We start from the raw sequence: 26,029 nt of genomic DNA, 5'->3' as shown, positions 1-26,029 counted from the left end.
TTTAAAGAAGTAGTTGATTTCAAATTTGCATCTTGCCCACGAGAATTGTGCCAACGGGCTTTTATGGTCAAATTTGCAGATTGTAAATGTACTGCAGGCCATTATCACTGACAAATCATGACAAGGTACAGGAAAAAATGACAGATTCCATTTTAAGACGGGGTTTATTTGGTTATTTGGTTATTTGGTTATTTGAGATTTGCCTTTCTGTCGGAGGTTCCTGAAGAAATGCCGGATTACAGACTTTACGCATTGCGACCGGCCTGCTCAAAAGGCCGGGGGCGGTCTTGTCAGGGCTATACATGAAAAACAAATCTCAAATAACCAAATCTCAAATAACCGGATTCTCAGATTTTTTGTCTAGTTTTGCGCACTTATACCAGTTCTTTTTTATACGATGATCAGTAGAAGAAATATCCGGGTTAAAGTGATGCAAACACTGTATGCCCTGGAAACGATGGAGCAAAGCAATATTAAGCCGGGCACGGCTACCAGGCTTTTAAATGAAAAGCTGGATCAGACCTGCCAGATCTTTACCTACTTACTTTATTCGGTAGTTCAGGTAGCTCAGTACGCGGAAATTGATGCTCAATCCCGTGCTTCCAAACATTTACCCTCCGCCGAGGACCTGTCGGTGAACACAAAAATCGCAGGAAACGAATTCATTTATCAGATTAAAAATGACAAGGGTTTTCAGGTTAACCTGGAACAGTGGAAAATGCGTCAGCTGGTTGATACAGATCTGACCCGGAAGCTGTATAACCAACTGGTGGCCACCGATGTCTATAAAGCCTATATCGCGGAGCAAGGCCGCTCCAAAGCAGGTGAAAAGGAAATACTGGAGTACATCTATAAAGAGATACTGGCTAAAAGTGAGCTGTTCCTGCAGCATATGGAAGATACCTTCCTGCACTGGAGCGATGATGAAGAGATGATGACCATCCTCATCAGCAACTACTTCAACAAACCGCAGCTGTTCAACTTCCTCCAGCTCATCAGCAAGGAGAAGCTGGATTATGCCAAAGAACTGATGCTGACAGTAATCGACAAAAAAGAATACTGCCTGGAACTCATCAAGCCTAAACTGCAGAACTGGGATCCGGAGCGCATCGCCGCCGTGGATATGTTACTGATGGAAATGGGTGTCTGCGAATTCCTTTATTTCCCGACCATTCCGACCAAAGTAACCATCAACGAATACATCGACCTGGCCAAAGCCTACAGCACACCGCAAAGCGGCCAGTTCATCAACGGTATCCTGGATAATATCCTGAAAGACCTGGAAAAGGAAGAGCTGGTACAAAAACAGGACCGTCCGAAAAAATAACGGAAAGGATTATTTTTATGGCAAAATGCTAAACATATGAAAAGATTCCTTTGTTTCCTTACCTGTGCTTCCCTCTTCCTCGCTGCCTGCAATAATAACAAGCCGGCGCAGGAAACCAGTAACAACACCGTTAACAACCAGCAGCCCGCTGGCAATAACGATCCCGGTAAAAAAGGCGTGCTCTCTTTTGAAGAAAAGGTGCATAACTTCGGAGAAATTACACAGGGCGAAAAAGTGGAATATTCCTTCAAATTCACGAATACCGGCAACAAGGAATTATTGATTGAAGACGCCATCTCCAGCTGCGGATGCACTGTACCGGAATGGCCGAAAGCACCGATAAAACCAGGAGAATCCGGATTCATGAAAGTGATTTTCGACAGTAACGGGAAATCCGGTTACACAGAAAAGGAAATATCCATCAAAGTTAACGATGGCAACGGATATGTGGTAGGTCCTAAAATCCAGTGTAATATTATCACTAAATAACTTTTACTTAAACTCTTAAATCAAGTATAAATGAACATTCTGAACATTTTATTGATGGGGGCCCCGCAAGGTGGTCAAGGCGGTAGTCCTGTGGTTTCCATCCTGTTTTTTGGCGGTATGATCCTGGTAATGTGGCTCTTTATGATCCGCCCCCAGACTAAAAAAGCCAAACTGCAGAAACAGTTTATTGACAACCTGAAAGAAGGCGATAAAATTGTTACTATTGCCGGTATTCACGGTAAAGTGAAAAAAATGAATGATAACAATACCGTTCTGATGGAAGTAAGCCCAGGCACCAACTTCACTATCGAACGTTCTGCTATCAGCATGGAATATACAACAGCACAGAATAAAGCCTAGACTTTATTGATCTTATATAGAAAAGGAGGCCAATGGCCTCCTTTTTTTATGTCAGTTACTTCGCATACTCCTTAAATATCCGGTTCAGCCACCGCAGCATCAGGAAGATCAGCGCCGCCGCACTTCCCAGCAGTAAGCAGTTTACCAGAAAATAGTTGGCCTTGTTATCGTAGGTATCCCATAACGTAGCCAGTATACCGGACAGCTTATTCCCAATAGAAGTAGCCAGAAACCAGCCTCCCATCATCAGCGAGGTGATACGGGCCGGACTCAGCTTGGATACCAGGGAAAGGCCCATCGGGCTCAGGAACAGCTCTCCTACCGTGATGACGCCGTAACAACCGATCAGCCACCAGGGCGATGCCTTCACAGCTCCATTGGTACTCACATACACCGCTCCTACCATCATCAGGGTGGACAACGCGGATATTAACAGCCCCCAGGCTATCTTTGACGGGGTAGACGGTTCCCGGTTGCGGCGGCGCAGCAACGCAAAGAACGCCACTATCAGCGGTGTCAGCGTAATAACGAAAAACGGATTGATGGACTGGAATAACTCGGTATTATACAGATGAATGGTGCTTCCTTCTGCCGGCATCTTCTCCGGCGCTATGTTCTTAAAATAAGGCACTTTATCCCAAACCTTCACCGGCTTGCCCGCATCATCCCGGATAACGCGGAATTCGCTGTCAAAGGCGGTTACGGAGTCCGGCCTGTTCTGTATTGTTTCCACCAGGTACAGCTGCTGCGCAGGCTGCTCTATGACGGCGGGTATCTCCCTGTCCGTATAATACTGCGCCCAGGTAGTCAATGCTGTACCATTCTGTTTGAATACTGCCCAGAATACGATAGATACCGCAAAGATTGCCAGCAGTGCCGCTATGGGCTTGCGATCCTTGGAGTCCGCCTTTACCAGCAATGATACAAAGAAGAACAGAATAGGTATACAGGCGAAGATGAAGGCATCTGTGGAATCAGAACCGAAGATATTACCCGGAATAAACCAGGCGCCCAGCCCTACCACAATGGCCGGCAGGAACACCACGGAGAATATTCTGCTCAGCGGCATATCTCCAGGCTGTTCGGGCTTGCGTACATCGGCATGGCGGTAATGCTTCATCCCGATAACAAAAATCAACACCCCCAGGAACATGCCAATTCCTGCGGCAATAAAGGCTGCTCCCCATCCTATGGTATTGCGCAGGAAGGCCGCAAAGAAATTACAGATAAATGCACCAATGTTGATACCCATGTAGAAGATATTGTACCCGGTATCTTTCCGGCTGCGATAGTTATCATCATTATAAACATTGCCCAGCAAGGTGGATATGTTCGGTTTGAAAAAGCCGTTACCGATACAGATCAGTGCCAGCGACAGGTAAAATACGGTCAGGTTATGTACGGCCAGTCCTATATACCCTATTCCCATCAGGATTCCCCCGATGATAATGGATTTGCTGTAGCCCAGCTTACGGTCCGCCAGCAGGCCGCCCAGGAAGGGAGTCAGGTACACAAAAGCGATGAAGGTACCGAAGATATCGGCCGCTGTGGCGCGGTCCATTCCCCAGCCCCCTTTCGCGGTATCAGTCAGGTATAACTGGAAAATTCCCAGAATCAGATAAAACCCGAATCGCTCCCACATTTCGGAAAGGAACAGGAAAGGCAATGCTGCCGGATGTTTACGTGGTGTTTGCATATTAAATTAATCGTCAGTTTGTGGTACAGGTTACGCTCCGAAGGCTACAGCCAAACTGCTAAAATATGCTAAACATTGTGAATCGGAGGCATTTGCAACAGGAAAAATGATGAGAGGCCATTCTGACTCCTGCCGGTCAGCTCTCTTTCAGGGGATTAACGGGCACATACTGCAATACCATGGCATTTAAATCATCAATCCTTAATGGCTTCGCCAGCTGAATAGCGGCGCCCTCCTTCATAAAGCGGTCGCCCCCGATACCAAATGCATCGGCAGTAACCATAAAAACCGGTATGCCGGCCTTATCGGGCATGTTCCTGATAGCCTTCAGCACATCTGTTCCCATCATGCGGGGCATATGATCATCACAGATAATAAAATCAGGCGTAAATGTCTGCAGCGCTTCTATCCCTTCTATGCCATTGTTAACAATAAGACAGGCAAGTCCTACGCGGTCGCACCAACGCTGATATACCCGCTGAAAAATAGCATCATCTTCCATAATCAGTACCTTCAACCCTTCAAAAAGCCGGTCGCGGATCAGCCCTATCTCCTTCTCCTCTGCTGTTCTGATGCCGGCCTGCAGGGGGATATCGAAGGAGACGAACACAAAGTTGTCTCTCGACTGGATTTTTAAACTACCACCCAGTTTTTCCACCAGCTTCCGGGCGATAGATAACCCCAGGCCGGTACCGGAAAAGGTTTTATTCCGTTCCGATTCAAAGGCTTCTATCATACAGGTAACTTTTTCGGGAGATATGCTGCCTGTATTCCTGATGGTAAAGTGAATACAACCTTTTAAAATGGCTACGGTAATCAGCACGCCGGTTCCATCCGGTGAGAATTTCAGGGCATTGGACACCAGGTTGTTGATGATCTTCTGCAGAAAGATCTGGTCTGTCAGGATGTACCGGGGAATATGATGATCGTAGTCTATCCCGATGGTAATGCCTTTAACCTGGGTCATATACCGGTTCATGGACATGCTTCTGTTCAGGATATCTTTCAGCTGCACGGCTTCCATCCGGGGATCGTCTTTACCGGCTTCTATCTTGGCCATATCCAGGATATTGTTGATGATCTCCCTGGCCAGCAGTCCGGCTTTATTCAATTCTTCAATATCCCTGATAATTTCCTTATCGGCAATTTTATCAATATTGGAATGAATGATCTGTGCCATACCGATCAGGGTATTTAACGGAATCCGGATTTCATGGCTGTATTCATTCACCCATACGGTTTTGGCTTCATTGGCCGCCTCCAGCCGGGCCAGCAGCTGCCTGTTCTCCGCCTTAAAGGCATCATTCTGATTGATGATACAAATGCTGACGAAATACATCAGCGCCATCATCCCGATGCAGCAGCTGATTTTTCCGATGTTCAGATATTCAGGGCGTATATACACCGGCGTTATCATCCTGTAATAATCATTCAGCTGCAGCACTACAAAGACAATCATGGATAACAACAGACCCAGGTATTTTACATTACGGCTGCCATAAAAGAAATAACCTCCCCCGATAAAAAAGGCCAGCAGGAAAATGGCCATCCAGACAACCGTCAGCAGTTCCGGCTGCATTACATTTCCCAGGATGGTGCCAAAGTAAATGGCCAGCGCACAGTGAATCAGCAGGATAAAACGGGCTGCCAGCCGGTGTTTCCGGTAGCGGTTCAGCATAATTACGCCGCTGAAGGCCAGTACTTCCAGCAGAACCGCAGACAGGACCAGGACGGCCCCCGTGAGCAGGAACAGAAAATACCCGACGGTCATCACCAGCACCGCTGTCCAGAAAGCCAGGGTATTGATAAGGCACACGGCCTTCTGCAGTTCTGAACTATCTTCTTTATCAATCCCCATCCGTAAAAGGGTATTGATGCTATCTTTCGTTCCCTCACAGATCCGTAAAATAATGTTGATGAAGCGCTTCATTTAATCTCGGGGGTTGGTTAATTGTTGATGAGGGTTTCTGATAATTACAGCTTATTGTCCCGCTCAGGATATATACGAGCTTTGCCTTTGATGCTGCCACCCGTTCAGGTAATTTAAAAGTTCACGCCGGTTGCACGGATCATTATCTGCAAAAATTTGCAGGCAACAGATTCCGGTCAGATTCAGCATGCAGGTTTTTCAATTCACAAACATCAGCATCCCCGGATAAAGTTGCCGTTAAATACATGTTAAGCAGTACTGCACCGGCACAAATATGCTCAACTAAGATAGTCATCTTATTTCTTCTCCGTTTTACGGTAAACCCTTAACTTGGGGTATGTTAAAGATTGGAATCACCGGAGGCATCGGCTCCGGCAAAAGTACCGTCAGCAAGATATTTGAATTACTGGGCGTTCCTGTATATTATGCAGATGACCGCGCCAAAGATATTCTTGTCAGGGATAAAGCCCTGGCAGCAGCTGTCAGGGAACATTTCGGACCGGAAGTGTATGATGAAAGCGGCGCCCTCAACCGCAAATACTTAGGTAATATCGTATTCAACGATAAAGATAAGCTGGCATTGCTTAATTCTCTCGTGCATCCCGCTACCATCAGGGATTCAGACCAGTGGGCACATCAACAGACGACTCCCTATGTATTGAAGGAAGCCGCGTTGTTATTTGAAACAGAATCCTTCCACTATCTCGATAAAATCATCGGGGTGTATGCGCCGCAGCCTTTGCGTATTCATCGGGTCATGAAGCGCGATAACGTTACCCGCGATGAGGTGCTGGCACGCATGTATAAACAGATAGATGAAAAAATAAAGATGCGCCTGTGCGATTATGTTATCCAGAACGATGAACAGCAAATGGTTATTCCGCAGGTGCTCGCCCTCCATGAAACCTTTATGAAGATGGCCACTGCCTCCTGAGGTTACCTCCCGGTTACCGGCGTCATTCTTCCGTTGCTATTTTGCTAACTTTGCACAAAAGCACCGGAAATGGATACAACACTCCCTGCTCCCATCACCCTGACATCCAGGGCTGTAGCAGTAGTAAAACAATTATTGCAGCCAGAAAGTGAAACACCGTTCCTTCGTGTAGGCGTTAAAGGCGGCGGTTGCTCCGGTATGGCCTTTATGCTGGGTTTCGATGCCCGCCTGGAAGACGACGACCTTTTCGAAATAGATGGCATCCCCGTCATCATCAAAAAAGCCCACAGCATGTACCTCTCCGGAAAAAAAGTAGATTACCAGGAGAACGAAGAGGCTGCAGGCTTCACTTTTATGTAGTTATTTTATTATTTTGTTATTTGAGATGTTGAAGCCCATCCGGACTTTCCTTGTACCTATAGGTGCAAAAGAAAATCCGGATGGGCTTCAACATCTCAAATAACAAAATAATAAAATAAAAAGGGCTGACCAGTGGTCAGCCCTTTTTTATATCAAACATAATTTCAGTTATCTCACTTCAATTATTTTGCTGCAGTTGCTTTCTTTTCAGTTACTGCTACAGCCTCGCTTTCGTTGGAAAGCTGGTTTTTCTTGTCGAAGTCAACCAGTACCGGCGCCGCAACGAAGATAGAGGAGTAAGTACCGGTGATTACACCCACCAGCATCGCGAAGGCGAAACCGCGGGTAACTTCACCACCGAAGATGAACAGTACCAGGATGGTCAGGAATACAGTGAGAGACGTCATGATAGTACGGCTCAGGGTATCGTTGATCGCTTTGTTGATCACTACATCCCTGTTTTTGCCGTGTACGCCTGTTCTGAAGTATTCACGGATTCTGTCGAATACGATCACCGTATCGTTCATGGAGAAACCAATTACTGTCAGGATCGCAGCGATGAAGTGCTGGTCAATTTCCAGTGTGAACGGAACGATGTTTCTGCACCAGGAGAATACTGCCAGTGTAACCAGTACGTCGTGCAGCAGGGAGAAGATAGTACCGATAGAATACTGCCATTTGTTGAATCGTAACAGGATGTAGAGGAAGATCACCACCAGTGACAGGATGGTAGCCTTCACCGCACCTGCGCGGAGATCATCGGAAATGGTCGGGGAAACTGTCTGTGAACCTACAATAAAGCGGGTCATAAATGCGTCAGGTGTTACGCTGGCGTCATAGTATTTCTTCAGACCATTATACAGTTTATCTGTTACTTCTTTATCTACTGCCAGGCTTTGCTGTTCAATTTTATAGGCAGTAGTGATGTTCAGCTGGTTGGTGTTACCGATAGTTTTAACGAAAACTTCAGAACCGTATTCTTTCCTCAGTACGTCGGCCACTTCCTGTCTGTTCATTGGTTTTTCGAAACGAACAGTGAAGCTGCGGCCACCGGAGAAGTCGATACCGTGATCGAATCCGTTGAAGAAGGAAGATACACCGGCTACCATTACGATGGCAGAGATGATGTAGGCATATTTACGTTTACCTACGAAATCAAATGCGGCGTGTTTGAATATGCTGCGGGATACAGGCGTAAAGTATTCGAAGTGTCTTTTCTTGTTAGTCCACCAGTCAGTTACCATACGGGAGATCATGATACCGCAGAACAGGGACAGGAGCAAACCTATGATCTGTGTGGTAGCGAAGCCCAGTACAGGACCCAGACCGAAGTAGAACAGGATGATGGCCGTGAGCAGGGATGTTACGTGACCATCGAGTACAGGAGCATAGGAGCGTCTGTAACCTTTGGAGATAGCATCCGGGTAGGAGTTGCCATGGGTCAGTTCATCCTTGATCCTTTCGAAGATGATTACGTTTGTATCTACCGCCATACCGATGGTCAGCACCAGACCAGCGATACCAGCCATGGTTAAGGTGGCCCCGAGTGATGCCAGGATACCGAAGGTAAACAGCAGGTTCAGAACCAGTGCGATATTGGCTACCCAGCCGGCGGAGTTGTAATACACCAGCATGAGTACGAAGATGATCACAAAGGAGATCATGAAGGATTTGGCGCCCGCGGCGATGGATTCAGCACCGAGGGTAGGTCCTACAATCTGTTCCTGTACGATGCGTGCAGGAGCAGGCATTTTACCGGATTTCAGGATGTTGGCCAGGTCATTCGCTTCTTCGATGGTAAAGCTACCGCTGATAGAGGAACGGCCGCCGGCAATTTCACCCTGGATGGAAGGAGCGGAATAAACGATGTTATCCAGTACTACTGCCACAAAGTTGAGGGTAGACGGATCTTTCGGGTTGGCAGGAGCCAGTTCGCCGGTGAGTTTTTTCCACTCGTGCGCACCGATGTTATCCATCGTCATGCTGATTTCCGGCTGGTTGTTCTGGTCCATATCCTGACGGGCGTCTACGATCCTTTCGCCGCCTACGCGTGGCGCAGGGTTGGCAGGATTTACTTTCAGCACGTAAACAGGCAGCGGGCCATATTTATCTTCTTTATTTTCCGGACCGAAAGCAAATACCGCATCTTTAGGCAGGATAGCCTGTACAGCAGGTAAATTGAGATAGGAACGGAAAGTAGCAGTGTCTTTAGGTAAGATACGACCGATAGAAGGGCTTGGTATCAGGGAACCGGACTGCTGATCGATCATGGGGAACATGATGGTGAACAGCGGGTTCTGTTTCTGCATTTCCTTGATCTGCAGTTCCTGGGCTTTTTTACCGGTATCCGCCTTGGCAGCTTTACCGCTGTCTTTAGACAGATAGTCGCTCAGTTTACCGGTTTTGCTGGTATCGGCAGCTGTTTCAGCAGCAGCTACAGCAGCTTTTGCAGTATCGGCAGCTGGTTTTGCGGTATTGGAACCACCGATGGAATTTTTGATGGCTTCGTTCATTGGCGTCAGCACATTCTGGAAAAATTCCGGGCTGTTTTTGTAAACTTCCCTGAATTCCAGGTTGGCGGTAGCCTGCAGGTATTTGCGTACACGTTCAGCATTATCCACGCCGGCCAGTTCCACGGAGATCAGACCTTTATTTTCATCCAGGCTGATGTTGGGCTGGGCCACACCGAATTTATCGATACGTTTCTGCAGTACGATGTAGGTGTTTTTGATAGCTGCACGTGATTCCTTGCGGATCATGTCCAGTACCTGCGCGTTGGAGGAGTTGAAAGTGATGTCTTTCTGATAAGCATTGGCGAAGATGGTAGCCAGGCGACCCTGGGGAGCCACTTCCGCATATGTTTGCCCGAACAGCGTAACAAAGTCAGTCTGGTTTGTTTTTTTGCGTTCTTCAGCCAGATCCAGCGCTTTGTTAAAGGCAGGATCCTTGGATTGACCGGATAAAGCGCGGATAACGTCTTCTACGCTTACTTCCAGTACTACGTTCATACCACCAACGAGGTCAAGACCGAGATTCAACTCTTTTTCCTTTGCCTTGTTATAGGTAACGTACCATGGGAAACCTGCAATCTGCTTATTGCTGGTGCTGTCCACAATCGCTTGTCTTCTTTGTTTAACGAATCCTTTCAGCGTGTCAGAGTAGAAAGCCTGCTGCTCGGTGCTACCAGGATATTTCTGTGCTGCGGTAGGGAATTGCTTGGCTACATCATTCTCAGCCTGCTGCTCTATCTTCTTCTCATAGTTCCTTACCAAAAACGTGAAGGACAATTGGTACAAAGAGATAAGGATCAGTGCGATGGCAAAAAATCTTACCAGTCCTTTAAGTTGCATGTTGTTTGTTTCGGGTTTATAATAAAAAAATTTTAAGAGTTGCAAAGATAGAATTTAAATTGATATATTAAAGCCCAACTTAAAAGTGGCTAAAAATCAATATACGATTGACTTTCAGGGCTTATCAGCATCCATTTTTTCTAAATCCGCGATACTCATTCAGTACTGTTCCGGCAAAATAATTAAATCTGCGATTCTGGCTTTTTCCTGGTTTTGATTATATTTTCATTGCTTTACAGTCAGTAATACCGGCAAATATATGCAAACCCAATATTATCAGGCAACAGATAATTTCCCTGCGGCTTTGCTGAAAAGCCGTAAAGCCAGTCTGGGTAAGGTATTCCGGGATGCTGCTGCGCACCGGCTGCAGATCATCTATACCCGGATAGACCGGGACGCCCGGCAGCGGCCGCATTTCACCGATTTTCATTACGGTACGGGAAATAATTACTACTTCTACCCTGCTTCCACCGTGAAGCTCCCTACGGCCATCCTGGCACTGGAAAAGCTCAACAACCTGCAGCCGGACGGCATTCACCGGGATACTCCCCTGCTTACCCGCCCCCTGCCCGGCATCAACCCGGGAGTGCTTCATGATCATTCTGCGGCTGGCAAGCTACCATCTATCTCTCATTATATCAAAAAAATATTTCTGGTCAGCGATAACGACGCCTTCAACCGCCTCTATGAATTCATTGGCCAGGAGCCGCTGAACCGGCGCCTGTGGGAGCTGGGATATACCGGCACTGAAATCAGGCACCGGGTGGGCCTCCCCCTGCATGCTGCCGCCAATATGCATACCAACGGGGTATATTTCAGGGACAACGGTAAAATACTGTATGAGCAGCCGGATTGCCTCAGCCGGCTCCGTTTCAGCGAACGGCACGACTTCGCCGGCAGCATGCACTACAACCACCGCGGCGTCCTGGAAAACAACCCGATGGACTTCTCCCATCGTAACCGCCTGCCGCTGGCCGATCTCCATAATATGATGCGCGCCTTATTTTTTCCGGAAGCTGTAACAAAAGCGAAACGTTTCCGTTTAACTGGCAAGGATTATAATTTTTTGTATCGTTGCATGTCACAATATCCCGGAGAATCTACCAACCCGGTATACAATGAACAACAATATTATCAATCATATGTGAAATTTTTGCTTTTCGGCTCAATGCCAGAAGCACAGATACCAGACCATATCAGAATATTCAATAAGCCCGGATGGGCTTACGGTTTTTTGACAGATACCGCCTACATAGCGGACATGGCCAGCAATACAGAATTCCTGCTTTCAGCCAGCATATTTGTGAATACTGACGGTATTCTGGGAGATGACAAACAAGCTTTTGAAGAAACCGGGAAACCCTTTCTCAAAACGCTGGGCGAAATTATTTATGAAGAAGAACGTAACCGCGTAAAACGCTATCCCCCCAACCTGGGCAGCCTCTTTACGCAGATAGCAACTGAATAAATTACACACATATACTAAAAACTGAGTGCAAAATGCTAACTAAGAAAAATCGTGTCTGGGCAATAGCAGCCCTCCTGGGTGGAGTAATCGGATTCTCAGCATGTCTGAAACAGAAAGACTATGGTCCTCCGCGTATTCCTTACACTGCTGCCATCATCAACGCCGCCTGGAACCCCTCCAGCCTGGATATTTTCAAAAATGGCAGCAAGATGAACAGCAACCCTTACCAGATGAGCGCATCTTCCCCTTTCCAGGATTATTCCGGTAAGTATACCTTCTCCTTCAGAACAACCAAAGGTATCGGCCTGGACTCCGTTTCCAGACAGTTCGACTCTACCAAGTTCTACACCATGATCGGCTATAACGATCTGTCGGGCGCTTTTGCAGTACGCTACCAGCAGGAAGACTTCTCCCAGCTGAGCAACGCCAAGGTGAACGTGCGCTTCCTCAACCTCAGCACCAACGTAGGCGCAGTAGATCTCTACATCAATAAAAAGAAAGTGGCTTCCAGCGTGACATTCAGCCCTGTAAACGACTGGCTCAGCCTGGCGCCCTACAATAATATGGTTGATTACCACGTAACATTCGCCGGTAAAGACTCCATCATCGCCAAAGGCACCTCCCGCGTTTCCTCCAGCGATACAGAAGTAATGTTCAACACGGGCTACGCCTACACCATTTACCTCTCCGGCCGCAAAGACAGCACCGGTGATAATAAACTGAAACTCTACTACCTGTCACATACGTCAGGATACTAGGAGAGAGGCGCATAACTTATAGTAATTACGAATTACGAATTACGAATTACGAATGAAAAGCGAAGACTGAAGCGGATATTTGCTTCGGTCTTCGCTTTTCATTCGTAATTCGCAATTCGTAATTCGTAATTTTTTTTCTTAGGTTTGTTCCGGTCAACCCAACATTAGATATGAATCAATTAGCAGATAGGCTGTCAAGGATATCCGAGCCGCAAACAATTAAAATGGCCAAACTGGGCCGTGAACTGAAAGCACAGGGAATAGACATTGTAGACCTGAGTATTGGAGAGCCTGATTTTGATACGCCGGAGCATATCCGCGAAGCTGCCAAAAAGGCCATAGACGAAGGTTTTACCCACTACACCCCAGTGGCCGGCTATGCCGACGTCAGACAAGCCGTTGTGCACAAACTGAAAAGAGATAACGGTCTGGACTACACGCCAGAACAGATTGTGGTATCAACCGGCGCCAAACAAAGCCTGGCCAACGCTGTACTGAGTATCGTCAACCCCGGCGATGAAGTCATTATCCCTACTCCCTACTGGGTTACCTATTCAGAACAGGTAAGCCTTTGCCAGGGTGAAGTGGTATTTGTTCCCAGCACCATTGAAAGTAACTATAAAATTACGCCCGAACAGCTGGAAGCTGCCATCACGCCCAAAACCAGGCTGTTCATGTTCTCTTCTCCCTGCAACCCTACCGGCTCTGTATATTCCAAAGCTGAGCTGGAAGCCCTTGCTGCCGTATTCGCCAGACATCCGCAGATATTTATTATCTCCGATGAGATTTACGAATACATTAACTACGAAGGAAAGCATGAAAGCATCGCGCAGTTTGGTGACCTCATTAACCGCACCATCATTATCAACGGTCTGAGTAAAGGTTTCGCCATGACCGGCTGGCGCCTGGGTTACCTGGCCGCCCCGCTGGAACTGGCAAAAGCATGCGATAAAATCCAGGCGCAGTTCACCTCCGCCACCTGCTCCATCACCCAGCGCGCCGCCATCACCGCCCTTACCGGCGAACTGACCACCGCCCAGGAAATGGTAGCCGAATTCAAAAAACGTCGCGCCTTTATTCATGCCGCCCTGAAAGATATTCCCGGCCTCAAAGTAAACAACCCGGAAGGCGCCTTCTATATGTTCCCGGACATCAGCGCCTTCTTCAACAAATCATACGAAGACTCCCACATCAAAAATGCCGACGACCTCTGCATGTACCTGCTTCACAAAGCACATGTATCCGCAGTTACCGGCACTGCCTTCGCCCAACCCAACTGCATCCGCCTGTCATACGCTACCAGTATGGCTAACCTGGAAAAAGGCGCGGCGAGGCTGAAGGAATGGTTGGGGAAGCTGAAATAAATAATCAATTACGAATTACTAATTGCGAATTACGAATGTAGAAGCGAAGATTAAACAGAAGATTAAAGGAGATGTTTCATAGTTATCTCCTTAAATCTTCGGTTTAATCTTCGCTTCTACATTCGTAATTCGCAATTAGTAATTCGTAATTGATTATTTACAGCTCTTAATTCATAATTATTTTATTATATATTTGTAGCTCTAAACCTTTCCAATCAGATGAATTTCAATTCCCAACAGCTTTTGTATCTGGCGTTAACGATAGGAGCTATTGCAGTGGTGTATATGACTGTCCGCGATGTATTGAAGAAAAGGCCTGCCGCACCGGCAAACAGTGGTAATGACGGGCAATCTGCCGGCAATGTGAATCCGGCCATCTTACCATTGCAGTTGCAGGCATACGAAAGAATGGCGTTGTATGTTGACAGGATTACACCGCAAAGCCTTATCGGGCGCATCTATCAGCCGGGACTGACTGCCGTGGATATGCAGATAGCAATGGTGCAGAGTATTAAGTCTGAATTTGAACATAACATCACACAGCAGATATATATTTCTTCCATGGCCTGGGAAGCTGTGAAGACATTGAAAGAACAAACGATCTCCGTTATCAACCAGGTGGCAGTTCAGCTCCCGCCGGACGCTCCTGCAATGGAACTGAACAAACAGATACTGGAAGTATTTCTGCAGGCGGGCGAATCGCCGGCAGAACTGACGGCTCAGATTATCAACGCAGAAGCTAAAAGACTGATGCGCTGATTATTTTGCATCAATCACCTCATTCAACAGATAGCCTTTACCGTTAAACAGCATGTAAAGCGGCTTTGCCTTGTACCAGGGCACGTCGGCCTGCTTCATGTGCGCCTGTATATGTAAATGCGGCTCCGTACTGAAGCCGGAATTACCCACGCATCCCAGCGCCTGTCCCTGTTTTACCTGCTGTCCTTCGCGCACTATCACGCTGCCCATTTTAAGGTGCGCTGCAAAAAAATAGCAGTCAGCACCTTCCAGCAATACCTGGTTGGTATTCCTGGGACCGCGGTCCATGGCAGGAGGAATATTATCCGGATTATCGCTGTAGGCGCGCCTTACAATACCATCGCAGGGCGCATATACGGTGTCGTTGAAGATATCATAATCCTCCAGGCGCCGGGAAAATACTTTGCGCGCACGGCCACCATAGCGGTTGAGCTTTACAATGTCCATCGCATACACAGCGCCGCGCAGGCTGAAATGAAATACATTGGACGGGAGTCCCTTTCCTCCCTGTAAGACAAAGTAGCGGCCTGATTTCAGCGGGAAAGCCAGTTCCACGGTATCCGGCCGGCCGGTGGTGCCTGTAAAATATAATACGCAGGCCAGGAGTAATAATGCCGAACAGCTGATATATGCCCCTCGCTTCCAGCGTGGTGCAGGCGCAGCAGGGCGTTGTCTTCTTCCGAAAAATAATCCTGTCAGGAACAACAGCCAGCAAATACCAAAAACATATTTCAGGTAAACAGATAAATATACCCAGCTGCCGAATAGATAAATGAAAAGACCCAGCGAAAAACCGCCCAGCAGCACGGGCCACGCCTGAGGAAAGGGCCGGCGGCCGCCTTTACGGATAAGCCATAGACTATACAATGCCAGTATGACTGTGAGCCCTGATAACAACCAGATAATCATAGTATGGAGCCAAACTTTACCGCAAAATATCAATATTTTTCTCAGCGGCGAAGTACCGTAATAATTATGTAACATTGCAACGCTAGTTTTAAGACTCATGGAAAAAACCTTTCAAACCGATTCAGGCATCACGATAGCGCCGTTGTATACGCAACCCGTGGCAATGGACGAGCTGCCCGGTATATTCCCGTTTACCCGTGGCATACACGCCACCATGTACCGCGATAAGCTGTGGACGATGCGGCAATACGCCGGATTCAGCACCGCAGAAGAATCCAACAAACGTTACCATTACCTGCTCAGTCAGGGAGTGATGGGCCTCAGCGTGGCATTCGACCTGCCTACCCAGATCGGCTATGATTCGGACCATCCCATGTCTGAAGGCGAAGTGGGGAAAGTAGGCGTAGCTATTGACTCCCTCGATGATATGGAAGTTCTTTTCAAAGACATCTCTCTGGAACAGATTTCTACTTCCATGACTATCAACGCCACAGGATTTATACTGCTGGCGCTTTACATCGCCCTCGCCAAAAAACAGGGCGCCGACATCAAAAAAATTTCCGGTACTATCCAGAATGATATTCTGAAAGAATACGCTGCCAGAGGTACTTTCATTTATCCGCCCCAACCTTCCATGCGGATCATTACCGATATCTTTGACTATTGCAGCCGGGAAGTGCCCAAATGGAACACCATCTCCATTTCCGGATACCACATCCGTGAAGCAGGCGCTAACGCAGTACAGGAGCTGGCTTTCACCCTGTCTAACGGTAAAGCCTATCTGAAAGCTGCCATCGAAAAGGGACTGGATATCAATGTATTCGCCAAAAGACTTTCCTTCTTCTTCAACGCGCACAATCACCTGTTTGAAGAAGTAGCGAAATTCCGCGCCGCAAGACGCATGTGGGCCAACATTACCAAAGAACTGGGCGCTACTGACCCCAAGGCACAGATGCTCCGTTTCCATACACAAACCGGCGGCAGTACGCTCACTGCCCAGCAGCCACACAACAATATTGTACGGGTGGCCGTTCAGACACTTGCCGCGACTATGGGCGGTACCCAATCACTCCACACCAACGGCTACGATGAAGCACTGTCACTCCCCACGGAAGAAGCAGCCCGCATCGCACTCCGCACGCAGCAAATCATCGGCTACGAAAGCGGGGTTGCCGATACCGTTGACCCGCTGGCAGGCTCCTACTATGTAGAAGCGCTGACCAACGAAGTAGAACAAAAAGCCTGGGATCTCATACATAAGATAGACGCCATGGGCGGCGCCGTAAGCGCTATTGAACAGGGCTTCGTGCAGGATGAAATAGCCCGCAGCGCCTATAAATACCAGCAGGATGTAGAAAACAATGAAAAAATCATTGTAGGCGTCAATAAATTCACCACCACAGATACACAGCCACCGGAAGTTTTCCGCATTGATGACAGTATCCGGCAGATACAATCCGATAAACTGAAAGCACTGCGCGCACGCCGCGACAACACCGCCGTTCAGGATATCCTGCAACGTATCTCGGCCGCTGCCGGCACCACAGAAAACATAATGCCACTGGTGGTGGAAGCTGTAGAAAAATACTGCACCCTCGGAGAAATCGCAGACACCCTGAGAAATGTCTGGGGTGAATACAAATAATTATCTGAGATTTTTTTATTTGAGATTTTATCGGTGCGGATACGCCTATACAGTCTCCGCACCGATAAAATCTCAAATAAAAAAATCTCAAATGATCATCTATCTTTGGTTTTTAAAAACGATCTGAACTTGATTTATTATAATAGCTGTCCGCTTTGTGGATCATCGCAATTACATGAAGCACTCACTGCTAAAGACTATACAGTATCAAAGGAAACATTCTCCATCATTCATTGCGGCGGCTGCAGCGGCCGTTTTACACAGCATGTTCCCGACAGTGAAAATATTGGCCGTTACTATCAATCACAGGAATATATTTCCCATTCAGAAACAAAAGAAGGGCTGATTAACAGGTTGTATCACAGCGTACGCAAGATCACGCTGCGTTCCAAACAAAACTGGGTACGCAACGGCTCCGGTATCAAAACTGGTAGTCTCCTGGATATTGGCTGTGGCACCGGCGCATTCCTTCATTATATGCAAACCAGTGGCTGGACTGTCACCGGACTGGAGCCGGATGAAAACGCACGCCACAATGCGAAGACACTGTACGGCCTCGAACCGTTGCCCATAGAGCAGCTCTTCACCCTACCGGCCGGACAATACGACGCCATTACCATGTGGCATGTGCTGGAACATGTGCACGAACTGCACCGTTACCTGGATCACATCCGTACCCTGCTCAAACCAGGAGGCACCCTGCTCATCGCTGTGCCCAACTACACCTCCCCGGATGCGGAACACTACGGTCAGTACTGGGCTGCCTACGATGTGCCCCGGCACCTCTACCACTTTTCCCCTTCCTCTATGGAAAAATTATTATCATCACATCATATCCGCCTGGTAAAAAAACACCCCATGGTGTTCGATGGCTTCTACGTAAGCCTTCTCAGCGAAAAATATAAAACCGGCAAAAGCCGCCTCCTGCAAGGATTCTTCAACGGCTTCCATTCCTACAGAAAAGGACTGAAAGATGTAGATAGGTGTAGTTCTATTGTGTATGAATGCAAATTGGGCTAGAATTACGAATTGCGAATTACGAATTACGAATGTAACCCGAAGATAAAAGCGAAGACCGAAGCGGATACTTAAAGTATAATCGCTTCGGTCTTCGCTTTTATCTTCGGGTTACATTCGTAATTCGCAATTCGTAATTCGTAATTAATTCACCAGCTTCATCTCATCCACGAGTCTTGTGCAGCCGGCAAATTTATCCACGATGAACAATACATATCTGATATCCACCATGATGTTGCGGCAGATGGATGGGTCGTAGTTGATATCGCTCATGGTGCCTTCCCAGGTACGGTCGAAGTTAAGACCGATCAGACGGCCGTTAGCGTCCAGTACAGGGCTGCCGGAGTTACCGCCGGTAGTGTGGTTGCTGGCGATGAAACATACCGGCATTCTGCCGTTTACACCGTAGCGGCCATAGTCCTTTTTCTTATAGAGCTCGATCAGCCGGGCAGGTACATTGAATTCGTAGTCGCCGGGAATATACTTCTCCATAACACCGTCGAGGTAAGTATAGAAATCGTAATGGATAGCATCACGGGGATTGTAGCCGTCTACCTTACCGTAGGTCACACGCAGGGTGCTGTTGGCATCCGGGTAGAAACGTTTTTTACTGCCCATAATATCCATCTGTGCCTGCATATAGGTACGCTGCAGATTGTTGATATTATTTTGCAGATCGGTAACCGGTTTGCTGACGTTATCTACATATCCCTTGCGCATAGCCATTACCAGGCGGGTAGCGGGGTCTTTCCACATCTGTGCCACAACGGTGTTGTAGGGCTGCTGAACGAAAGCTTTCAGTTTATCCATAGACGTTAGTCCGGACAGGTTATAGATTTTATCTGCCAGCAGGCGGCTGTCTTTGTTACTTTCATTCCATATCTGCAGGTATTCGGTGCCGTTAAACTGTTTGGGAACGCCTTTGGCATACAGTTCCATCAGACTGGCGCAGATGTCGCGGTCTACGCGGGCATTATAGTTCTGGTAGAACGCCTGCATTGATTCCAGGAACTCCTTGCGCAGCGTTTCATACTGGCCTTCGCCTTTTTCATGCACGTCGCTGAGGAAGTTGATGAGCCTGTCTCCGGCAGTGAACAGTTCTACGTTTTTCACCAGCTCGCTGTAGTAATCGCGGGTCTGTGCATATGGCGTGATCTGGCGGTAGAGATCATTCAGGGTATCGAGCACGCCATCGTATTTTTGTCTCCACAACGGGTTGGAAGCTAACAGCTGGCGGTATTCTGCTTCATACTGTTGTTTTTTACCGATGCCGTTGGTTTGTTTCACGCCCTTCATCTCGCCCATCCATTTTTTCCAGTAGTTGGCGGTGGAAGCATATTTGGCAGCGTACTGAATTTTGATCTGTTCGTCTTTACGCATGTATCCGTCCATGATTTTGAGGGCGGCATCGCGCATTTCCACTTTGGAGGCATCTACTGTTTCCACGGTCAGCTTTACTGCTTCAGATGGCAGGTATTCGGTGGTACGGCCCGGAAATCCGAGAACCATGGTGAAATCCTGCTGCTTCACGCCTTTCATGGAAACGGGCAGAAAATATTTGGGTTGTAAAGGCACGTTATCCTTTGAATAGGGAGCAGGTTTACCATCTTTACCGGCATAGATGCGGAACATGGAAAAATCGCCGGTATGGCGTGGCCATACCCAGTTATCCGTATCAGAACCGAATTTACCGATGGAAGAAGGAGGAGCACCCACCAGGCGTACATCTCTGTATGTTTCTGTTACGAACAGGAAATACTGGTTACCTTCAAAAAATGGTTTCACCATGGTTTCCTGCCAGGCTTCTTTTTTCACAGCCTGTCTGATTTCATGCAGGCGCTTATCGATGGCCGACTGGCGTTCACGCTCGCTCATACCGGGTTTTACGTCCTGCAGGGCGGCTTTTGTGATGTCGTCAATACGTACAATGAAGGTTGCGAACAAGCCGGGGTTGGGGAGTTCTTCCGCAGCTGTTTTTGCCCAGAATCCATTTTCCAGCAGGTTATTCTGTACAGAAGAATGCTTCTGGATAGCGTCATATCCGCAATGGTGGTTGGTCAGCAGCAGTCCCTGGGAAGAGATCACCTCTGCCGTGCAGAAGCCGCCAAAGCTCACGATGGCATCTTTCAGGCTACCTTTATTGATATTGTAAATATCTGAGGCATTGATTTTCATGCCCATGGCTTTCATCTCCTTTTCATTCAGGCCGGAAAGCAGCTGAGGGAGCCACATACCTTCCGTAGCATAAGTCCGCTGAGTAAGCACTACAAGGGCTAACACCAACAGCGGCTTCACGATTCGTTGCAACATATCTGATATTCTTTTTATAAAGGTGGCAATTTAATACAATTCGGGGAGGGATTAAAGGATAAAAAACCAGCTTTTCTGTCATTCATCGATAGAATGCTGCTTTTTACAGAGATGGTACACATTTTACCGCCGGAATACTGCACATTCACAGCAGTATCTGAAACAGATGTCCGATATGCTCCGGTCAAGATTTATTGTTATTTCTACACATATCCTCGGATGGCTGATATGTATCAGCTTACCCTGGTTATTTAACGGACATACCGGGAACAGTCAGCTGCTGGCATTTGCGTTATGTATAGTGCTCAGCGTGCTGATTGAAATCATACATCATCGCTGGGAAGCCAGCAATAATGCGTTACATGCGAAAGCCAGCAAAACCAGGGCAGAGTTATCTTTCCTGAAATCGCAGCTGCATCCGCACTTTTTTTTCAATACACTCAACAACATTTATTCGCTGGCTGTCAGCGGCCATGAGCACACCGCCCGGCATATTCTCAAGTTATCCAACATGATGCGGTATGCGACTGATACGCATCACGATTTTGTGCTGCTGCAGCAGGAAATTGCCTGCCTGCACGACTACATAGATCTCCAGCAGTTACGCCTGCCAGGCAGTACCCAGGTTCACTTTTCCGTCAGTGGTAATCCCGGATTCAAATACATCGCTCCGCTTTTATTGCTCCCTTTCCTCGAAAATGCTTTCAGGCACGGCGTCAGCGCGATGCAGACTACTGCCATACATATCCATCTCAGCACCACTACAGACCACATCCGTTTCTACTGCAGCAACCGGCTGTTCAGCCATCCTGAAGACGAGAGCACTACCGACGCACTCCTGCTCACCAGGCAACGGCTGCAACAACTTTATCCGGATAAATATCAGCTGATCATCAGCAACAAAAACAGCGAATATACAGTCAGGCTGGAGATCTGTATTTAAAATCCAATATCCTCCAATCAAATCTCAAATGACTAACTGAAAAAATAAATCGTGGTGTCTCCGTACAACCCGGAAGACACCACGATGTGAAACAAATCTCAAATAAATAAATAAAAAAACCTCACTATCCCCGTATTATTTATACAGGTAGTTCAGTGCAATGATGTCATTAGCATTGAACGTGCGGTTGCCGCCATTGGAGCAGGCAAGCATCCAGGAGTTGGCGTTGGCGGTGCTGGGGGTTCCTGGGATCAGTACTGCACCTACGCCACCATCGCCTTCATTGATGGCAGAGCCACCGCAGCTGTAGGCGCGGTTGTAATAGTCGGTATGACGCATACCGATACAGTGACCGATTTCATGCTGGATAACGGAACCTACATACAGTACATCAGGATTGGAACCATACGCAGCTGAATTTGTATTCATTTTGATAGTTGAATACGGGTTACCGCTGCTGGTAGGGAAACCGGAAGATCCCAATGTGATATAACCGCCGCTGGGGCCTTCGTTGAAGCCCTGCAGTGTGATGTTGGCGGTGCCGCTGGTAATGCGCTGGAAGGTAATACGCAGTCCCAGTCTGTTATAGCGGGCGATAGCAGTATCAGTACCGGCAATAAAGGCGGAGCCCAGGCCTGTTACTTTTACTTTAATCACACGGGGTAAAGCGCGTACCAGGTTGTTGGTACGATACTGTTCATCATTGGCAATACGAAGTTTAGGACTGCCAACTTTCTCCTGTAACTGTTCAGCAGAAAGGAGAATATCTCCTTCTACCAGGTAACCTTCGTCCGTTTTGCGAACATTGTCTGTGCTGAAACCATTGGCTTTGATTTGTGCCAATACATCAGCAGATACCTGGTCAGGTGTTGCCGCTTCCTGTTGTTTGTCATTTTTGTTACAGGAAGCAAACAGGAAACCTGCGGCCAGACAGGCAATTACGGCGAATTTTTGTTTTTTCATGGAGTTCAGATTTTGGTATTTAGAAAAAAGAAAAAACATTCCCTGCCGGTTATACACAGTGATAACCGGGTGTCAGCAACATAGAAAGCAGTCTGCGTATCTGTAACAGGTATTACAAATACAACACAGCATGCGTGTGCAGTTTTCAGATGTCCAAAAAATGTCTGCTAAAGGTGCTCTTCATTTTTGGTCACATAAAGTCAGCCGGCGGATGTATTACAACATCTTCCTGCAGTTTAAAATGATTGGCTGTGATTTAGAAAAATACCGCGTCTCCGGCGGTTCAGATTTGCTCTTCAGATTAACCAATGGTGATCGGTTTTCTGTATGGTTTGCTTAGATTTCGTTGTTCGTTGTCGATTAACATTCGTAGTATCAATATTACAACTTTCATTGAATTTAAAAAAAATATTTTCCGGGTTGTATAAAAAATTGCGCCGAACAATTTATTGCAGTAGATTTAATTATCATCGCAAACCAGGATCTTTTTATTTGCCGTTGCCCGTAATTCATGAAAACAATTACCTCCAAAAGCTTAACAGTAGCTGCTTTCGCCCTACTCCACTGCCAACTGGGCGCTGCCCAGAAGAAGCCGTCTGCCGACTCCATGATTATCCGGTACGCTACCGATACCCTTCGTGATAAGCGCAGCGCTTCGCAGGTACTTGTCAGATTCAAAGATATTCCTGATGATAAAACACTGGGAAGATACGGGCTGGTAAAGCCTTTGAGCAGCCATCACTATATACTGCGGCAGCTGCCGCCGGATAGTAGTATAAAATACGCTTATCTGGCCGGCCCTAACAGTAAAGCCACTACGTTGTTATTGCAACAGCTGGAAAAGATCAGTAACCGTGATTCTATTACCCTGCAGATAACTTACGATGCTACCTATACACCTTCTCCGCTGGCGCGGGTAATACAGGATATTTCCACCTATCACGCTGCCGTGGTGAAGCTGAAGAAGCAGGACTGGCCTGCATTTATAGCCACACCTGCTATTATCATTGCAGATGCTTTCCGCAAACCTTCCACAGAAATTATTATCAATACCATCAATCCGTTTGTCAACCGTATCAATACCGCACAATATAAATACCCTGCGGTGCGCGGAAAAAGTATAACCGTTTCCGTTAAGGAAGACCGCTTTGATACAATGGATATTGATCTGAAGGACCGGATCATACCTAATCCGCTTACGTCCAATATACTTACCACACACGCCACCACTATGGCTACGCTGATTGCCGGCGGTGGCAACACCGGCAATTTCGGCCTGGGCGTTGTTCCCGAAGCACACCTCAGCTCCATGAACTACAATTCTATCTTCCCGGATGATAATGCCTACTATCAACGTTACGGCATTACCGTGCAGAATCATTCCTATGGCAGCGGCAATGACAACAGATACGGGTCAGAGGCGGCAGCCTTTGATCAGCAGATAGCGGCGGCAGATACGCTGGTACATGTTTTTTCTTCCGGCAACTCCGGTGCTGAAACTGCCGGAACCGGCCGCTATAAAGGCATCAACGGCTATGCTAATATGACCGGCAATTACAAACACGCCAAAAATGTGCTGATAGCCGGTGGTACCGATGGCGGCGGTACCGTGATTATGCTGGCATCCAAAGGACCTGCATACGATGGCCGCATCAAACCGGAAATAGTAGCCTATGGCCAGGATGGCACCTCCGGCGCCTCCGCCCTCACTTCCGGCGTGGTGGCCCTGATGCAGGATGCTTACCGTCAGCAGAAAGGCGTTGCCCCCCATTCCGCTTTGGTAAAGGCAGTGATTATCAACAGCGCCATACGCCCGAAAGGCATTACGCCCGGCTACGACCGCGGCTTTGGCAGCATACATGCAGAAAATGTACTCACAACGCTGACAGACAACCGTTACCGCGAAGGAACACTGACCAGTAACAACCAGACCTTCTTTGATATTAACGTGCCTGCAGGCACCACGCAGGTGAAAGTAACGATCAGCTGGAATGACCCGCCTGCCGCAGCCGAAGCCGTGAAAGCGCTCATCAACGACCTGGATATTTCAGCTGTAACAGCAGATAACAAGACCTGGCTTCCCTGGGTACTGAACGGTTTCCCGGCGGCAGACAGCATCCGGAAACCCGCCATCCGCGCAGTAGACACGCTTAATAACAATGAACAGATCAGCATAGACAATCCTCCTGCCGGCAATCTCCGTATCATCGTGCGCGCCAAGCAGCTGGGCACTGCCAGCCAGGCCTTTGCACTGGCATGGTCCCTCAGCCGGGAACCTTATTTTGCCTGGCAAAATCCGCTGCAGGGCAGCTCCTTCGCAGCAGGCGAACAAACACAGCTGCAGTGGGAAACATCCTACACCAGCAACGGCGATCTCTACTACAGCACCGACAGCCTTAACTGGCGCCCGCTGACACAACAGATACTGCTTAACTATCCCGTGTTGTGGGAAATTCCGGATACCCTTTTCAGTAAAGTATGGCTGAAGCTGACATTGCCGGATACGTCATTTATCAGTCCTGCTGCGCATGTATCACCCAAACTGCGGCTACGCACCGGCTTTAACTGTGCAGATACCGCCCTCATTTCCTGGGCCCGGATACCGGCGGCGGCAGCCTATAACATCTATTACATGAATGCCGGAAAAATGGCATTATACAAACAGGTACGCGACACGTTCCTCTTCATTCCAAAGAAAACCATATCTACACCTTACTTTTCCATAGCACCCGTTGCCCCGGCCGGATGGGAAGGCGCACGGAGCTATACTACCGACTATAGCCTGCAAGGTGTTGCCTGTTACGTAGAAACCCTGCTCGCAGACCCTTCCGGCAATAACCAGGTACTGTTATCCCTGACGCTGGGCAGCACCTATCTGCTGAAAAATATCTACTGGGAAAGAAAAAGTCTGAACGGATGGACAACAATAGGCACACAGGCCGTAAATGGCAACCTCAGTTTCAACTTCACGGATACGCAACCCTATGAAGGTATCGTATTATACCGGGTACGCCTGGAAACCGGCGATGGCAGGAATTTCTATTCAGATTATGTATCTGTCAGCATCCTCCTGGAAAACGATATCCTGATGTTCCCCAACCCGGTCACCAGCCAGCTGTACATCCTGGATAAGGAATTACGTACCAGACAACTGCGGATAACCGATATGGGCGGCCGTACCTTAATGATCCGCACCATTTCAGATATGCAGGAAACCATCCCTGTATCCTGGCTTCCCGCAGGCATCTACAACTGCAGCATCTACCTCAACGGACAAAAAATCTTCTCCCGGCAGATGGTGAAACAGTAGTTATTTTATTATTTGGTTATTTGAGATTTTGAATAAATCGAGAAGCCTTTCTGATTTTCAGAGAGGCTTTCTTTAATACAAAAAAAGAAGCCTTTCTGAAAATCAGAGAGGCTTTCTTTAATACAAAAAAAGAAGCC

The 26,029-nt window shown here is 47.7% G+C and carries 20 protein-coding genes; 14 read left to right on the top strand and 6 right to left on the bottom strand.

Translation table 11 applies throughout. From position 1 onward, the window contains the following. The first annotated feature begins 430 nt into the window (after nucleotides 1–430). From nusB to yajC, 3 genes are read left to right on the top strand one after another with little or no spacing between them, the layout of a single operon-like run. Complete coding sequence (gene nusB / locus GWG06_RS20795) at nucleotides 431–1,327, top strand: transcription antitermination factor NusB (RefSeq protein WP_235938458.1); 897 nt, start codon at nucleotides 431–433, stop codon at nucleotides 1,325–1,327. A gap of 36 nt (nucleotides 1,328–1,363) precedes the next feature. Continuing rightward, the gene (locus GWG06_RS20790) at nucleotides 1,364–1,816 is read left to right on the top strand and encodes a DUF1573 domain-containing protein (RefSeq protein ID WP_127044228.1); all 453 of its coding nucleotides are present in this window, start codon (nucleotides 1,364–1,366) and stop codon (nucleotides 1,814–1,816) included. 30 nt (nucleotides 1,817–1,846) lie between these two features. Further along, entirely contained in the window at nucleotides 1,847–2,176 is a 330-nt protein-coding gene (gene yajC, locus GWG06_RS20785) for a preprotein translocase subunit YajC (RefSeq protein WP_127044229.1), read from the top strand. Between the two features lie 55 nt (nucleotides 2,177–2,231). Here yajC and GWG06_RS20780 read toward each other — a convergent pair whose 3' ends face one another. Continuing rightward, nucleotides 2,232–3,872: a peptide MFS transporter gene (locus GWG06_RS20780; protein ID WP_160715669.1), complete on the bottom strand. Its 1,641-nt coding sequence runs from the start codon at nucleotides 3,870–3,872 to the stop codon at nucleotides 2,232–2,234. A gap of 136 nt (nucleotides 3,873–4,008) precedes the next feature. Continuing rightward, entirely contained in the window at nucleotides 4,009–5,730 is a 1,722-nt protein-coding gene (locus GWG06_RS20775) for an ATP-binding response regulator (RefSeq protein WP_160715667.1), read from the bottom strand. Nucleotides 5,731–6,139: 409 nt separating this feature from the next. On the opposite strand from GWG06_RS20775, the gene coaE reads away from it, so the two are divergent. Together coaE and GWG06_RS20765 are read left to right on the top strand one after the other, a co-directional pair. Then, a complete protein-coding gene (gene coaE / locus GWG06_RS20770; RefSeq protein WP_127044232.1) occupies nucleotides 6,140–6,736 on the top strand; it encodes a dephospho-CoA kinase in 597 nt (198 codons plus the stop codon). Between the two features lie 69 nt (nucleotides 6,737–6,805). After that, complete coding sequence (locus tag GWG06_RS20765; protein WP_127044233.1) at nucleotides 6,806–7,096, top strand: HesB/IscA family protein; 291 nt, start codon at nucleotides 6,806–6,808, stop codon at nucleotides 7,094–7,096. Nucleotides 7,097–7,278: 182 nt separating this feature from the next. On the opposite strand, the gene secDF is transcribed toward GWG06_RS20765, so the two are convergent. Next, nucleotides 7,279–10,446 (bottom strand): protein translocase subunit SecDF, encoded by a 3,168-nt coding sequence (gene secDF / locus GWG06_RS20760; RefSeq protein WP_160715665.1) that lies wholly within the window; start codon nucleotides 10,444–10,446, stop codon nucleotides 7,279–7,281. Between the two features lie 259 nt (nucleotides 10,447–10,705). On the opposite strand from secDF, the gene GWG06_RS20755 reads away from it, so the two are divergent. The 4 genes from GWG06_RS20755 to GWG06_RS20740 all read left to right on the top strand — a co-directional run bounded on the left by GWG06_RS20755 (nucleotide 10,706) and on the right by GWG06_RS20740 (nucleotide 14,795). Continuing rightward, on the top strand, nucleotides 10,706–11,914 hold the full coding sequence (locus tag GWG06_RS20755) for a serine hydrolase (protein WP_127039269.1): 1,209 nt from the start codon (nucleotides 10,706–10,708) through the stop codon (nucleotides 11,912–11,914). A 32-nt stretch (nucleotides 11,915–11,946) separates the two neighbouring features. Then, the gene (locus tag GWG06_RS20750) at nucleotides 11,947–12,672 is read left to right on the top strand and encodes a DUF4397 domain-containing protein (protein ID WP_127039272.1); all 726 of its coding nucleotides are present in this window, start codon (nucleotides 11,947–11,949) and stop codon (nucleotides 12,670–12,672) included. 170 nt (nucleotides 12,673–12,842) lie between these two features. Next, nucleotides 12,843–14,036, top strand: coding sequence for a pyridoxal phosphate-dependent aminotransferase (locus GWG06_RS20745; RefSeq protein WP_127039275.1), 1,194 nt, complete (start codon nucleotides 12,843–12,845; stop codon nucleotides 14,034–14,036). Nucleotides 14,037–14,255: 219 nt separating this feature from the next. Then, on the top strand, nucleotides 14,256–14,795 hold the full coding sequence (locus GWG06_RS20740; RefSeq protein WP_160715663.1) for a DUF7935 family protein: 540 nt from the start codon (nucleotides 14,256–14,258) through the stop codon (nucleotides 14,793–14,795). Here the strand turns inward: GWG06_RS20740 and GWG06_RS20735 are convergent, their stop codons facing one another. Beyond that, on the bottom strand, nucleotides 14,796–15,704 hold the full coding sequence (locus tag GWG06_RS20735; protein WP_235938456.1) for a M23 family metallopeptidase: 909 nt from the start codon (nucleotides 15,702–15,704) through the stop codon (nucleotides 14,796–14,798). It lies immediately after the preceding gene. 97 nt (nucleotides 15,705–15,801) lie between these two features. Here GWG06_RS20735 and GWG06_RS20730 point away from each other — a divergent pair, with 97 nt between their 5' ends. Further along, a complete protein-coding gene (locus tag GWG06_RS20730) occupies nucleotides 15,802–17,349 on the top strand; it encodes an acyl-CoA mutase large subunit family protein (protein ID WP_160715659.1) in 1,548 nt (515 codons plus the stop codon). Between the two features lie 129 nt (nucleotides 17,350–17,478). Continuing rightward, a complete protein-coding gene (locus GWG06_RS20725; RefSeq protein WP_235938454.1) occupies nucleotides 17,479–18,369 on the top strand; it encodes a class I SAM-dependent methyltransferase in 891 nt (296 codons plus the stop codon). A gap of 141 nt (nucleotides 18,370–18,510) precedes the next feature. Here GWG06_RS20725 and GWG06_RS20720 read toward each other — a convergent pair whose 3' ends face one another. Then, nucleotides 18,511–20,676, bottom strand: coding sequence for a S46 family peptidase (locus tag GWG06_RS20720; protein WP_127039288.1), 2,166 nt, complete (start codon nucleotides 20,674–20,676; stop codon nucleotides 18,511–18,513). A gap of 175 nt (nucleotides 20,677–20,851) precedes the next feature. On the opposite strand from GWG06_RS20720, the gene GWG06_RS20715 reads away from it, so the two are divergent. Next, complete coding sequence (locus GWG06_RS20715) at nucleotides 20,852–21,619, top strand: sensor histidine kinase (protein WP_160715657.1); 768 nt, start codon at nucleotides 20,852–20,854, stop codon at nucleotides 21,617–21,619. A 135-nt stretch (nucleotides 21,620–21,754) separates the two neighbouring features. Here GWG06_RS20715 and GWG06_RS20710 read toward each other — a convergent pair whose 3' ends face one another. Then, nucleotides 21,755–22,582: a M57 family metalloprotease gene (locus tag GWG06_RS20710; RefSeq protein ID WP_160715655.1), complete on the bottom strand. Its 828-nt coding sequence runs from the start codon at nucleotides 22,580–22,582 to the stop codon at nucleotides 21,755–21,757. 130 nt (nucleotides 22,583–22,712) lie between these two features. Here GWG06_RS20710 and GWG06_RS20705 point away from each other — a divergent pair, with 130 nt between their 5' ends. Both GWG06_RS20705 and GWG06_RS20700 read left to right on the top strand, forming a co-directional pair. Further along, nucleotides 22,713–22,922 carry a hypothetical protein gene (locus GWG06_RS20705; protein WP_160715653.1) on the top strand — a complete coding sequence of 70 codons (210 nt, stop codon included), beginning with the start codon at nucleotides 22,713–22,715 and terminating at the stop codon, nucleotides 22,920–22,922. A 171-nt stretch (nucleotides 22,923–23,093) separates the two neighbouring features. Then, nucleotides 23,094–25,892 (top strand): S8 family serine peptidase, encoded by a 2,799-nt coding sequence (locus GWG06_RS20700; RefSeq protein ID WP_160715651.1) that lies wholly within the window; start codon nucleotides 23,094–23,096, stop codon nucleotides 25,890–25,892. Nucleotides 25,893–26,029: the final 137 nt, after the last annotated feature.

Origin of the sequence: Chitinophaga solisilvae, assembly GCF_009928525.1 — a bacterium.
GTDB lineage: Bacteria > Bacteroidota > Bacteroidia > Chitinophagales > Chitinophagaceae > Chitinophaga > Chitinophaga solisilvae.
Note: the sequence above shows the minus strand (reverse complement) of the source record. Positions and strands in the feature narration are given on the sequence as shown.

What these genes read in the sequence shown, in the direction of transcription:
- GWG06_RS20745 (WP_127039275.1), top strand. Translation starts at nt 12,843, where the DNA reads ATGAATCAATTAGCAGATAGGCTGTCAAGGATATCCGAGCCGCAAACA.
- GWG06_RS20740 (WP_160715663.1), top strand. Translation starts at nt 14,256, where the DNA reads ATGAATTTCAATTCCCAACAGCTTTTGTATCTGGCGTTAACGATAGGA.
- GWG06_RS20790 (WP_127044228.1), top strand. Translation starts at nt 1,364, where the DNA reads ATGAAAAGATTCCTTTGTTTCCTTACCTGTGCTTCCCTCTTCCTCGCT.
- coaE (WP_127044232.1), top strand. Translation starts at nt 6,140, where the DNA reads ATGTTAAAGATTGGAATCACCGGAGGCATCGGCTCCGGCAAAAGTACC.
- GWG06_RS20755 (WP_127039269.1), top strand. Translation starts at nt 10,706, where the DNA reads ATGCAAACCCAATATTATCAGGCAACAGATAATTTCCCTGCGGCTTTG.
- GWG06_RS20710 (WP_160715655.1), bottom strand. Translation starts at nt 22,582, where the DNA reads ATGAAAAAACAAAAATTCGCCGTAATTGCCTGTCTGGCCGCAGGTTTC.
- GWG06_RS20765 (WP_127044233.1), top strand. Translation starts at nt 6,806, where the DNA reads ATGGATACAACACTCCCTGCTCCCATCACCCTGACATCCAGGGCTGTA.
- nusB (WP_235938458.1), top strand. Translation starts at nt 431, where the DNA reads ATGCAAACACTGTATGCCCTGGAAACGATGGAGCAAAGCAATATTAAG.
- GWG06_RS20735 (WP_235938456.1), bottom strand. Translation starts at nt 15,704, where the DNA reads ATGATTATCTGGTTGTTATCAGGGCTCACAGTCATACTGGCATTGTAT.
- GWG06_RS20775 (WP_160715667.1), bottom strand. Translation starts at nt 5,730, where the DNA reads ATGGGGATTGATAAAGAAGATAGTTCAGAACTGCAGAAGGCCGTGTGC.
- GWG06_RS20705 (WP_160715653.1), top strand. Translation starts at nt 22,713, where the DNA reads ATGCGTGTGCAGTTTTCAGATGTCCAAAAAATGTCTGCTAAAGGTGCT.
- GWG06_RS20715 (WP_160715657.1), top strand. Translation starts at nt 20,852, where the DNA reads ATGCTCCGGTCAAGATTTATTGTTATTTCTACACATATCCTCGGATGG.
- GWG06_RS20720 (WP_127039288.1), bottom strand. Translation starts at nt 20,676, where the DNA reads ATGTTGCAACGAATCGTGAAGCCGCTGTTGGTGTTAGCCCTTGTAGTG.
- yajC (WP_127044229.1), top strand. Translation starts at nt 1,847, where the DNA reads ATGAACATTCTGAACATTTTATTGATGGGGGCCCCGCAAGGTGGTCAA.
- secDF (WP_160715665.1), bottom strand. Translation starts at nt 10,446, where the DNA reads ATGCAACTTAAAGGACTGGTAAGATTTTTTGCCATCGCACTGATCCTT.
- GWG06_RS20700 (WP_160715651.1), top strand. Translation starts at nt 23,094, where the DNA reads ATGAAAACAATTACCTCCAAAAGCTTAACAGTAGCTGCTTTCGCCCTA.
- GWG06_RS20730 (WP_160715659.1), top strand. Translation starts at nt 15,802, where the DNA reads ATGGAAAAAACCTTTCAAACCGATTCAGGCATCACGATAGCGCCGTTG.
- GWG06_RS20750 (WP_127039272.1), top strand. Translation starts at nt 11,947, where the DNA reads ATGCTAACTAAGAAAAATCGTGTCTGGGCAATAGCAGCCCTCCTGGGT.
- GWG06_RS20780 (WP_160715669.1), bottom strand. Translation starts at nt 3,872, where the DNA reads ATGCAAACACCACGTAAACATCCGGCAGCATTGCCTTTCCTGTTCCTT.